Source organism: Ferrovibrio sp. GW821-FHT12B10, from assembly GCF_058807515.1.
The window spans coordinates 1,159,139-1,170,049 of the sequence record NZ_JBXAQT010000001.1 but is presented as its reverse complement, the minus strand read 5'-3'; the positions used below and the strand labels follow the sequence as shown (position 1 = coordinate 1,170,049).

Annotated in this window: 14 protein-coding genes (1 of these 14 running past the window's edge); 13 read left to right on the top strand and 1 reads right to left on the bottom strand. The window is 61.9% G+C overall.

Annotated features, from left to right (window positions below):
* On the top strand, positions 1 to 402 hold the 3' portion of the coding sequence (locus AC1RRT_RS05900) for a DUF4410 domain-containing protein (protein WP_493012851.1). Its footprint begins 126 nt before the window's first position; the window shows 402 of its 528 coding nt (coding positions 127–528); its start codon lies off the left edge, out of view; it ends in the stop codon at positions 400 to 402.
* A gap of 10 nt (positions 403 to 412) precedes the next feature.
* On the opposite strand, the gene AC1RRT_RS05895 is transcribed toward AC1RRT_RS05900, so the two are convergent.
* A complete protein-coding gene (locus tag AC1RRT_RS05895; RefSeq protein WP_493015148.1) occupies positions 413 to 1,039 on the bottom strand; it encodes a 4'-phosphopantetheinyl transferase family protein in 627 nt (208 codons plus the stop codon).
* Positions 1,040 to 1,158: 119 nt separating this feature from the next.
* On the opposite strand from AC1RRT_RS05895, the gene AC1RRT_RS05890 reads away from it, so the two are divergent.
* From AC1RRT_RS05890 to AC1RRT_RS05835, 12 genes are read left to right on the top strand one after another with little or no spacing between them, the layout of a single operon-like run.
* Positions 1,159 to 1,596 carry a hypothetical protein gene (locus AC1RRT_RS05890; RefSeq protein WP_493012850.1) on the top strand — a complete coding sequence of 146 codons (438 nt, stop codon included), beginning with the start codon at positions 1,159 to 1,161 and terminating at the stop codon, positions 1,594 to 1,596.
* 24 nt (positions 1,597 to 1,620) lie between these two features.
* Entirely contained in the window at positions 1,621 to 2,334 is a 714-nt protein-coding gene (locus tag AC1RRT_RS05885) for a beta-ketoacyl synthase chain length factor (RefSeq protein ID WP_493012849.1), read from the top strand.
* Complete coding sequence (locus AC1RRT_RS05880) at positions 2,324 to 3,100, top strand: lysophospholipid acyltransferase family protein (protein ID WP_493012848.1); 777 nt, start codon at positions 2,324 to 2,326, stop codon at positions 3,098 to 3,100. The genes AC1RRT_RS05885 and AC1RRT_RS05880 overlap by 11 nt, the downstream gene beginning before the upstream one ends.
* Positions 3,093 to 3,353 carry a phosphopantetheine-binding protein gene (locus tag AC1RRT_RS05875; protein WP_492980930.1) on the top strand — a complete coding sequence of 87 codons (261 nt, stop codon included), beginning with the start codon at positions 3,093 to 3,095 and terminating at the stop codon, positions 3,351 to 3,353. The genes AC1RRT_RS05880 and AC1RRT_RS05875 overlap by 8 nt, the downstream gene beginning before the upstream one ends.
* A 5-nt stretch (positions 3,354 to 3,358) precedes the next feature.
* Entirely contained in the window at positions 3,359 to 3,604 is a 246-nt protein-coding gene (locus AC1RRT_RS05870) for an acyl carrier protein (RefSeq protein ID WP_493015146.1), read from the top strand.
* On the top strand, positions 3,570 to 4,169 hold the full coding sequence (locus AC1RRT_RS05865) for a COG4648 family protein (RefSeq protein ID WP_493012847.1): 600 nt from the start codon (positions 3,570 to 3,572) through the stop codon (positions 4,167 to 4,169). Before AC1RRT_RS05870 ends, AC1RRT_RS05865 begins: the two co-directional genes overlap by 35 nt.
* The gene (locus tag AC1RRT_RS05860) at positions 4,166 to 5,536 is read left to right on the top strand and encodes an AMP-binding protein (protein ID WP_493012846.1); all 1,371 of its coding nucleotides are present in this window, start codon (positions 4,166 to 4,168) and stop codon (positions 5,534 to 5,536) included. Before AC1RRT_RS05865 ends, AC1RRT_RS05860 begins: the two co-directional genes overlap by 4 nt.
* Positions 5,533 to 5,886: an ApeI family dehydratase gene (locus tag AC1RRT_RS05855; protein ID WP_493012845.1), complete on the top strand. Its 354-nt coding sequence runs from the start codon at positions 5,533 to 5,535 to the stop codon at positions 5,884 to 5,886. Before AC1RRT_RS05860 ends, AC1RRT_RS05855 begins: the two co-directional genes overlap by 4 nt.
* The gene (locus AC1RRT_RS05850; protein ID WP_493012844.1) at positions 5,883 to 7,574 is read left to right on the top strand and encodes a glycosyltransferase family 2 protein; all 1,692 of its coding nucleotides are present in this window, start codon (positions 5,883 to 5,885) and stop codon (positions 7,572 to 7,574) included. The genes AC1RRT_RS05855 and AC1RRT_RS05850 overlap by 4 nt, the downstream gene beginning before the upstream one ends.
* Positions 7,571 to 7,978, top strand: a complete 408-nt coding sequence (locus AC1RRT_RS05845) for an acyl-CoA thioesterase (protein WP_493012843.1) — start codon at positions 7,571 to 7,573, stop codon at positions 7,976 to 7,978. Before AC1RRT_RS05850 ends, AC1RRT_RS05845 begins: the two co-directional genes overlap by 4 nt.
* A gap of 5 nt (positions 7,979 to 7,983) precedes the next feature.
* Entirely contained in the window at positions 7,984 to 8,598 is a 615-nt protein-coding gene (locus AC1RRT_RS05840; protein ID WP_493012842.1) for an outer membrane lipoprotein carrier protein LolA, read from the top strand.
* Positions 8,598 to 10,904 (top strand): MMPL family transporter, encoded by a 2,307-nt coding sequence (locus tag AC1RRT_RS05835; protein WP_493012841.1) that lies wholly within the window; start codon positions 8,598 to 8,600, stop codon positions 10,902 to 10,904. Before AC1RRT_RS05840 ends, AC1RRT_RS05835 begins: the two co-directional genes overlap by 1 nt.
* The last annotated feature ends 7 nt before the right edge of the window (positions 10,905 to 10,911 follow it).

Sequence of the window (10,911 nt, the reverse complement as noted above, 5' to 3'; positions counted from 1 at the left end):
AAGCCGCTCGTTGTTGAGCGGATGGAGGGGGATGCCGGCGATCAGCGTGCTGCGGCGCGAATCGCAAATGAGCTGGAAATGTGCTTGAACACTGTATTTCCGGCGATCCGGGCGAATGCAGGCACCGATGCGAGCAGCAAACTGCTCATCGAGCCGAGCATCGTCGATCTCAAGAAAGTAAATGTCAGCGAGCGTTTTTGGCTCGGCAGCATGGCAGGTAGTTCAGCCGTCTTGCTCAAGGTCAAATATACCGATCTGGCGACCCAGCAGGTTGTGGCCGAGCCAATTTTCTATGCAAAAGCCAATGCCATGGGCGGCGCGTTTTCGATCGGCGGCACCGACAATCTGATGCTGTCCCGCGTGGTCGAAAACGCCTGCGATTACGGGCGCAAGTATTACTGACCGTTGCCGCTCAGGCGGATATGCAAACTGTCGGCGATTGCGCGCCGGCAGTTCCATCCGCAGGGGTCGCACAGGCCAGGCTCAGATCCGGCATCGGCAGCATGTGGGTTATGTCCCAGGCTGCGCCCGAGACTGAACTCCGCCAGCTTCCCAGCATGGGCCCGGGCCCGGCATAGTCGTGGCGATCGGTAACTTGCGTCAGGCCAGCGCCGGTCGCTTTGGCTATAGCCTCACGGATGGTCCATATCCGGTAAAACTCCGGGATTCCGCCGTGACTACGGTGTTGTTCATCGGCGCTGAAGCTAAGCGCAGAGATGCTGTGCAGATCCCGGTCCTGGCGGTGTGCTTCGACATCCACACCGATAGGGCCGGTGGCGCTGAGCGCGCAGGCGACCCACGCGCCGGAATGACTGAATGAAATCCAGACGGGGGAAGGACCGGCGTTGACGATGTGAGGCTGGCCGGATGGCGCACGAGAAAAAACCCATGTCGCGGCGTCGGGGAAAAGACCGGAATTCCTAGCGGAATATCTTAAAAGCGCCCGCGCCAGACGGCTGGAAGGGGACGCTGCTGTTTGGTCTGTTTCATGTCCCCAGGCTGCCAGCAACTGTAATCTCTGCCCTGCATCCCGGCTCATTGCGTGAACGAGTAACATGCGCGTTCATTTTCGCCTGAGTTGTAGAATATTCGAAAAATCTATACTAAAATTGTATTCAAGGTTGTGGGGATTTAGAAGAATGTAAGGCGGATCTGATTATGGCCGCCGAGCATATGTGGGGGACTTACATGGTGCAATGGAAGGCTCGCTGCGCTGTTGGCGCAGTGCTGGTTATCATGCTGACTGTCGGCGGCTGCAACCGCGTACAGCCTGTCTATAAAGTTGAAGACCATCCGATTCCGGTCGCAGCCCAGAAGGCCGACCTGGTGACGCTGGAGACCGCCATTTATCAGGCTGCCTCCTCGAATGGCTGGCTGGTCGAGAAGGTTAATCCCGGGCTGATGCGTGCCACCCAGAAATGGCGCGAACATACAGCGACGGTCGATATCGTCTACACGCAGAAAGCCTACAGCATCCGCTATGCAGGATCTTCAAACCTGAAGGCGGATCAGGACTGGATTCACCGGCGATACAATTCCATGGTCGTCAAACTTGAACAGGATATCGAGAAGCGCTTGTACACAGTCGGCTCCTGAAGGCCGGCTCTTGAAGGGGGGCGCATGTCGGTCCTGCTGACATTCGCGGTGCATGACTGTTATGCGTGGGCGCTGTCGCGCGATGCGCTGCCGTCTGTTTTTGGCGGCGGCCAGGATCGCGTGGTCGAACTGCCCATGATGATGCGTCGCCGGCTGACTCCGTCAGGGCAGGCTTTGATGAAGGCGGCTCTGTCCTGTGCGGGCAACCGGCAGGATGTGCGCTACATTCTGGCAAGTCGTGATGGCGAGCTGACGCGAACGTTGAGCATTCTTGAAGCGGTATCGCAGGGCGAGATGCCGTCACCGGCCGATTTCAGCGTCTCTGTTCACCATGCGCTGCTCGGCCTGCTGTCGATCCACACAAAGAACAGGGCCGGTCATACGGCAATTTCAGCAGGCCCTGATTCCTTCGGCTATGGCCTGCTTGAGGCGGCTGGTTGTCTGGCGCAAACGGGCGAGCCTGTATTGTTGCTGTACGGCGACGAACCACTTCCGGGGGCTTATGCAGCCTTTGAGGACGAAGAGCGTCCGCGCCAATCGTTCATCTTCTCCCTGTTGCTGGGGCAGCCGGCAGCGGGAAGCGATGTCATCCGTCTTCGCGTGTCGGCAGCCACGCAGCCCGAAGCCAATTCTGTCCCGTGCCTGGCGCAGGACTTTCTCGGCTTTCTGCTCTCAGACAGGAAGCATCAGGCGGCCGCCGGCGCTGATATGACATGGGAGTGGTCCCGTGCGGCTTGATCGGTTGGGGCGCACCTGGCGGATGCTGGCCACAGGGCTGGCCTTCGTCGCTTTGTTTGGCGGCGGACCGGTTCTTGCGCTGATTGCGATCTGCACCGTCCGCGTGATGTCGCTGGAAGGGCCCGAGCGTGGCGCGCGGGTGCGATACCTGATCCACCGCCTGTTCCGCCTGTATGTGGGTATTCTCCTGAAGCTGCGCATCCTCGACCTGGAAATGGCGGGCGTCGACAAGCTCGCGGATCGTGGCGGACGGCTGATTATTGCCAATCACCCCACGCTTCTCGATGTCGTCCTGCTTATTGCGCAGCTTCCGCGCGCGCAATGCGTGATCAAGGCAGAGCTCTGGGATAGCCCGATGCTTGGCCGTTTGATGCGGGCCGCCGATTATATCCGTAACGATCTGCCTGCCGAGGAAATGCTGTCGACCTGCCGCACCGCTCTGGAGGCCGGCAATCATCTGATCATCTTCCCCGAGGGCACGCGCAGCCGCCCCGGTGAGCCGTTGCGCTTCCGCCGTGGTTTCGCGCATATCGCGACGCTGCTCAATGCGGACATCCAGCTCGTCGTGTTGTCCTGTAATCCACCGACCCTTCTTAAGGGAGACAAGTGGTGGCAGGTTCCGGTGCGGCGTCCGCGCTTTCGGATCGTTATCGGGGACACCATAACGACGAAGGATATTGGTATCGAAGAGCATCGTTCGCTCACGACACGTAAGCTCGTTCGCCATCTTGAAGATTATTATACGGAACAGTTAGCCAATGGATGATCTTGAGCTCGAGGTTAAAAAACTAATAGTCGCGTCCTTGAAGCTTGAGGATATCAGGCCCGAGGAAATTGACAGTGAAGAGGCGCTGTTTTCGGACGGACTCGGATTGGATTCCATTGATGCGTTGGAGTTGGGTGTAGCGCTGCGCAAAGCCTTCAATGTGAAATTCGATACGGTAACCGAAGAGGTCAAGGCGCACTTCGCCAATGTGCGTAGTCTTGCCCGGTTCATTGCCGCTCAGCAGGCGGGGTGAGCGTGATGTTGTCGCGTGACGAAATTTTTGAAAAACTGAAGGGGCATCTCGAAGAGATGTTCGAGGTACCGCCCGAAAAGATCGTGCAGAGCGCGCGCCTGTATGAGGATCTTGACCTCGACAGCATCGATGCCGTCGATCTGGTGGTGAAGCTACAGGAACTGACGGGCCGAAAATTCAAACCGGAGGAATTCAAGAGTGTCCGGACGGTGGGCGATGTTCTTGAAGCGGTTTATGCCCTGGTTGCGTAACAGGGCTGCTGCAGCCGGTCTGGCGATCGTTTTTCTTCTCAGCGTCGGCTATCCCGCCATTGTGTACTTCACGCGAGATCGCGTCACGCCGCTGGCCTTTATCGGACTGGCAGAAGCGCTGCTGTTTGTGCGGCTGCTGACCCTGCCGGCGCATTTGATGCGGGACTGGCGGCCGGCTTTGCTGGCCGCGCTGGGATTGCTGCCTCTGCTGGCCGTGCTGGACGCCGAACTGGCCAGCCGCTGCTATCCGGTGCTACTCAGCCTGGCCGTTGCGGCCGTCTTTGCGGTATCGCTGTGGCGGCCGCCGAGCCTGATTGAGCGGTTTGCGCGCCTGCGCCATGGTGCTCTGCCGCCGGAGGGGCAGATTTACTGTCGCCGCCTGACGATAGTATGGGCCGCCTGGCTGGTCGCTAATGCCGTCATAGCAGCGGCCCTTGCCGCGGCAGGGGCCGATGATTACTGGGCGTTGTGGACCGGGTTGATTTCCTATGTCGTGATGGGGGGGCTGTTTGCTGGCGACTACATCCTGCGGCAGACCATTTATCGATCCTTCGGACGCGCATGATGGAAGGCCGGCTGTCACATTTGCTGACGGATGCATCTTCTCCAGCGCGATGCATCGCAATCCATGATGGACACCGCAAAAGCCATGCGGATTTCTGTGCTGATGTTGCCACCAATGCGCGACGCCTGCGGCAGGATGGATGCCGGCGCGGCCTGCTGTTCGCCGGTGACAGTTACTGGGCGGCGGTCGGCCTGTTTGCCCTGCTGGATGCCGGCTGCGAGATCGTCTTTCCACCTAATGGCCGGCCCGGCACGCTGGACGCAATGGCGGACAGCTTCGACTGCCTGGTCAGCGACGCACCGCCATCGGCGCCGGTGCATAGTCTGGTCCTGCAAGACGGCATGCCGGGTGAATCCCCTGCGGTCCGGCCGCTCAATCCTGCCGCGCCCATCGCCTTTTTCACTTCCGGTTCCACCGGCGCCGCCAAGCGTATCGATAAGACCCTGCATCAGCTCGAGCAGGAAGCTGCCGCGATCGAAGCGGTATTCGGGAGTGTCGTTCCGGCAGCGGCCTGCGTGCATGCCACGGTCAGTCATCAGCATGTCTACGGCCTTGCCTTCCGCTTGTGCTGGCCGCTGGCCACCGGTCGTGTCTTCGAAGGACGCACGCATGACATATGGGAAAGCGTGATGGCTGCCCTGCAGGATGGGGGCGTGCTGGTTACCAGCCCGGCGCATCTGATGCGGCTGGATGGCATGATGTCACCGTCGGAGAACCGCCGGCCCAGCCTCATCCTCTCGGCTGGTGCACCGCTTGGCCCGGAAGCGGCCGCGGCGACAGCGCAACTGTTCGGCATCGCTGCGACCGAGATTTTCGGCAGCACCGAGACCGGGGCGGTCGCCTGGCGCAGCCACCGCAGGCCAGATGCCGACTGGCAGCCGCTGCCTGGTGTGCGCATCGGCACGGATGCGGAAGGCCGCATGGAGGTGCAAGCGCTGCATGTCGCCGGGTTGCAGGCCAGTGCCGATCTGGTCGATCTGTTCCCCGACGGCGGCTTCCGCTTCCGTGGCCGTGCTGATCGGGTGGTGAAGGTGGAAGGAAAGCGCGTCAACTTGCAGCAGGTCGAGCAGATGCTGGTGGCGCTGCCCTGGATCGAGGATGCTGCCGTTATCCTGCACGAGCCGACACGACGCATTGCCGCTGCGGTGGTGACGACGACGGAGGGCCGGGATCAGCTGGAGAAGCTGGGGGCTTTTCGCTTCGGGCGCATGTTGCAGAAGGCATTATCAGTGACGCAGGAACCGGTCGGCCTGCCGCGCCGGTGGCGCTTCGTTGCCAGCCTGCCGGTTGCGGCGCTGGGCAAACGACGGCAAACGGACATTGCGGCGTTGTTCGATGTCGCAAAGGTGGAGGCTATCCAGTCATGACGCGGCCTGTCGAGCCGGTATTGCGCCATAGCCGTGTTGCTGACGGCGTGGCCGAGTTGACGCTTTTTATTCCGCCGGACCTGGCGCAATGCGAAGGGCATTTTCCCGGTCAGCCGGTGTTGCCTGGCGTGGTGCAGGTCGATTGGGCCGTATTGCTGGCCGAGCGGCATCTGGGGCTTGCGCTTGAATCTGCACAAAAGCTGCAGGTGAAATTCAGGCGAGTCACGCAGCCGGGCATGACCGTGGTCTTGCGCCTGCAGCATGCAGCCGCACGGGGGCGCCTGACATTCGAATACCGCCATGAGGAGGATATCCTCTCATCGGGCAGCATCGCCCTGGTGCCGGCATGACCGGTAGCGATCAGAAGATCTGTGCCATTGTTCCCAGCCATAATCACTGGCTGGCGCTGGACAGTGTGGTCTCGCCGCTGCGCGCGGCCGGGCTCACCGTGTTCGTCGTCGACGACGGCAATGTCGAACCTGCCCGGAGTGCTTTGGCGGCACGCCACGACCCCGCGCAGGGCGTCACCGTGCATCGCCTTGCCGTCAATCAGGGCAAGGGCGGGGCGGTGCTGGCCGGCATGGCGCTGGCTCAGGCGGCCGGTTTCACGCATGCCGTGCAGGTCGATGCTGACGGCCAGCATGATATGGGCAGGCTGGAAGACCTGCTGGCGTTGGCCCGGCAGCATCCGCAGGCTCTGGTAACCGGCGTTCCCGTCTATGACAACACCATCCCCCTGGGCCGTGCCATCGGTCGCTGGATTACGCATTTCTGGGTCTGGGTCGAAACCCTGTCCCTACAGATCCGTGATTCGATGTGCGGCTATCGCGTCTATCCGCTGGCTGCCGTGCAGCATCTGCGGGCCGATGGTGAAGTGCTGGGGCAACGGATGGATTTCGACACTGAAATCATGGTGCGTCTGTTCTGGCGCGGCACGCCGGTGGTGCAACTGCCGGTCCGCGTTACCTACCCGCCGGGCAATACTTCCAATTTCGATATGCTGCGCGACAATCTGCGAATATCGGCCATGCACACGCGGTTGTTTTTCACCATGCTGTGGCGCCTGCCACGGGTGCTGAAGCATCGCCCTGCACCGCTGCGCGCGGAACCCACGCACTGGGCGCGGCTGTCGGAGCGTGGGCTTTACTGGGGCCTGCGGTTCTGTTCGATCCTGTATCGCCTGCTCGGTCACCGGCTATCGCATGCCGTGATGTCGCCCATTGTGCTGTTTTTCTATCTTACCGGCGGCGAACAGCGCCGAGCCTCGCGGGACTTTCTGACCCGGGCCTTTGCCGCCCGTGGCGAAGCAGGCAAGCCTGGTTTCTGGAGCGGCTATCGGCATTTCTTCAGTTTTGCGGGCCGTGCGCTGGATTCCCTGTCGGCCTGGTCGGGCAACCTGTCACCCGACATGATGGATGGAGATGGCGCCGACAGCCTGCGGCAGGCGATGGGGGATCGGCGTGGTGCCGTGATCGTTGTCGCCCATGTCGGCAATATAGAGGTCTCGCGCGCACTCATCGATCCCGCCATCAGGCGCCGCCTGCTGGTGCTGGTCCATACCCAGCATGCCGCGAACTACAATCGCGTGCTGCGCGAGATTAATCCGGAAACCGCGCTGAACACATTTCAGGTGACCGAACTGGATGCCGCCACGGCGGTGCTGCTGAAGGAGAGGGTCGACCGCGGCGACTGGGTCGTCATCGCCGGCGACCGGGTGCCAGTTTCCGGCCAGCGGGTCAGCCTCGCTCCCTTTCTGGGGCAACCGGCAGCCTTTCCGCAGGGGCCGTATATCCTGGCGTCGGTCATGGAGTGCCCGCTCTACACATTGTTCTGCCGGCGTGAAGGCGGCCGCTTCCATCTGGCGGGTCGTCGGCTGGCCGAGCGGGTGACATTGCCGCGAGGGCAGCGTATGGAGGCACTGGACGGGTATGTGGGCGAATTCGCCCTTGCCCTGGAGGAACAGGCGCTGCTGGATCCGTTCCAGTGGTACAATTTCTTCGATTTCTGGGCGATGAAGAAGGAAACCGTAACGCCATGATCTCGGCCGAGGTGGTCATTCAGCCGCAATTCTATGATCTCGATCCGATGAATGTGGTCTGGCACGGAAATTACCCGCGGTTCCTGGAGCAGGCCCGTTGCGCCCTGCTGGACAAGATCGGCTACAATTACCAGCAGATGGTGGATTCAGGCTTTGCATGGCCGATTGTCGACATGCATCTGAAATACGTCCGGCCGATCCGCTTTTCCCAGGCGATCGTGGTGCGCGCCACCCTGACCGAATACGAGAATCGCGCCTGCATCGACTATCGTATTCTCGACCAGGCTACCGGCGAAACCCTGACCAAGGCGCGTACCGTGCAGCTCGCCATCACGGCTGAAACCGGCGAACTGCAATTCGTCTCCCCGCCAGCCTTTACCGATAAAGTCAGGGCCTTGCTGTGAGTGTCATGCTGCGCATCGGCCTTGCCTGCCTATTGCTTCTGCTGACGCTGCCTGCCGTGCATGCCGCTGAACGGGTCGGCGAGTTCACGGATGGCCAGGTCCTGCAGGGCCGCTTCGTGCAGCTGCGGCAGCTCGCCGGCTTTCCCGCGCCGCTCAAAAGCGAAGGGCGCTTCACGCTGGCGGCCGGCCGCGGCCTGATCTGGCGGACGGAAACCCCCTTTGCCGTCACCACGGTCATCAGCCCTGCCGGCCTGGTGCAGGAGACCGGTGGCGTAGAAACTATGCGTCTGCCGGCCGCGCGCCTGCCATTCATTGCGCGACTCTATGCCATGCTGGGCGGCGCCCTGAGTGGTGACTGGCGGGGCCTGGAAGAAGCCTTCGTGGTGACGCGCCAGGGCGATGACAAGGCCTGGACCCTGCGTCTACTGCCGCGCAACGCCGGTGATGCGGCCATGCCTTTCCGGGAGATACTCATCCAGGGCGGTCGTTATGCCGACCGGGTCGAGCTTTTGAAGCCCGATGGCGATCGTGACACCTTGATCTTCCTCGATCAGGCCCTGGCGACCCAGCCGCTGGCGACTGATGACATGCAGATCCTCACCACAGTGGGGCGTCGTTGATGCGCGTCCTTGCCGTTCTGTGGCTGGCTGTCGTTCTCTTGTCCGGGCTGTATTTGGGCTACCGCTTCCACGAGGGCGCGTTGTTCCGCACCGATCTCACGGCACTCTTGCCGCAGGACGAACGCAACCCGGTTCTGCAGCAGGCCAGCGACACCGTATCCAAGGCACTGAGCCGCCGCGTAATTTTCATGATCGGTCAACAGGACCGCATGGCGGCGCGCGCTGCCGCCGCACAATTCTCGACCGATCTACTGTCGCGCGGCGTCATCGAGCGGTTCGACTCGCAGTTCGATGCCGAGCGCGTGGTCCGGCTGGGCCGCCAGTATTTTCCCTATCGCGATGGCCTGCTGTCGGAGCGGCATCGCAGCCTCCTTCTGCAGGACCGAGGCGAACAGCTATCGGTCAACGCCCTGTCGCAGGTCTTCGGTTTTGTCGGTATGGCGGATGCCGCCTTGCTGCGACAGGATCCTTTCCTGCTGCTGCCGGGTTTCATTGCCGACCTGCCGTTTCCGGCATCGCGTCTGGTGGTGGACGATGGCTATCTCACCGTGGTTGACCAGGGCTTTACCTGGATCGCGTTAACCGGCCTGATCATCGGCGAACCGATGTCGCTCGACACGCAGCAGCGTGTGATCGATGCAGTGGCCGAGGCTGAAACCAGGCTCAGAGCGGCGGCACCGGGACTGGAGCTGCGACGGCTGGGCGTGACCTTCTTTGGTCATGCCGGTGCGTCGGTGGCGCTGGAGGAAGCTTCCTGGCTCGGTAGCCTGTCGCTGATCGGCACCGTGCTGCTGATCCTGGTGGTCTTCCGGCGCATCGGGCCCCTGCTGCATAACCTGATGGCACTGGCGACCGGAAGCATTGTCGCACTTGCCGTGAGCTTTTTCATTTTCGGCGAGCTGCATGTCGCCATCCTGCTGTTCGGCACCAGTCTGATCGGTGTCGCCGTCGATTATGGCCTGCATTACAGCGCCAGCCTCTTCGATCTGGATATACAGCATCCGACCGAGCGGCTTGCGCATGTGGGAATCGCCATCACGCTCGGCCTGGTGACCACGCTGATCGGCTATGCGACCCTATTGCTCGCGCCGTTTCCCGGGCTGCACCAGCTGGCGGTCTTCGCGGTGGTCGGGCTAATTGCCGCTTTCCTGACGGTGATCCTCTGGATTCCGCTGCTCGATCGTGACCGCACACTGCGCCATGGCGCAGTCATGCTGCATGCCGCCTCAGCGTTGTGGCGATTCTGGGCCGCGCCGCATCTGCGGTCGCTGCGGGGTGTCCTGCTCGCCCTCCTTGCCCTGATGGGTGTCGTCGGCTGGATGCGTCTGGAAGCGGATGACGATGTGCGTCACATGCAGGCGCTGTCGCCTGCGCTGCTGAAGGAGCAGGCGGACATCCAGCGCTTGACCGGTGCGGTGCCAGCCGCGCAGTTCCTGCTGATCAGGGCCGGCGATGATGAGGCTGCATTGCTGCGGGAAGAAGCAATCATGCCGACGCTGGAAACGATGAGGGTCGGCGGCCAGATCGCCAGCTATCAAGCTCCGGCCAGCTACGTGCCTTCGGCTGCACGTCAGCGCGAGAATGCGCAGCTCCGCGCCGCCCGTCTTGATATCCCGCTGCGGGACGGGCAATACGCCAGGCTCGGCCTGCCGGCGCCCGATGAGATCGTGCCGACGCAGGGCGTGTTGACGCTGGACGAGGCGTTGCAGCGCGACGCGGTCCCCTATCTCAAAGACATGGTTGTCGCGCCGGGCTTGCATACCATCACCTTGCATGGCCTGCAGGATGCTGCCGCGTTGCGCGCGGCCTTTTCCGGTATTCCCGATCTATGGGTGGTTGATCCGGTAACCGATTTCAATGCACTGCTCGGGCGCTATCGCGACCGTGCGGTGGTACTGATCGCTGTTTCCGCGCTACTGATGCTGCCACCGCTGTTCTGGCGCTATGGCTTACGCGGCGGCTTGAGCGTGATGGCGCCGCCAGCCATGGCACTGCTGTTGACACCGGCCGTGCTGGCCCTACTGGGCCAGCGGTTCACCTTTTTCCATGCCATGGCGATGATTCTGGTTCTGTCGATCAGCGTGGATTACGCGATCTTCTGCGCCGAGGGGGAAGCCGAGCATCATTCGATCATCATGCTGGCGATCTGGCTGGTCACTTTCACGACGCTTTTATCCTTCGGCATGCTGGCCTTCAGCAGTGTAGCTGTGGTGCACGGTTTCGGCCTCACCATGCTGATCGGCATGTGCATTTCGCTGTTTCTGGCGCCGCTGGCCCGCCGACAGATAACGGCGGAGGCGGCATGATGCGACG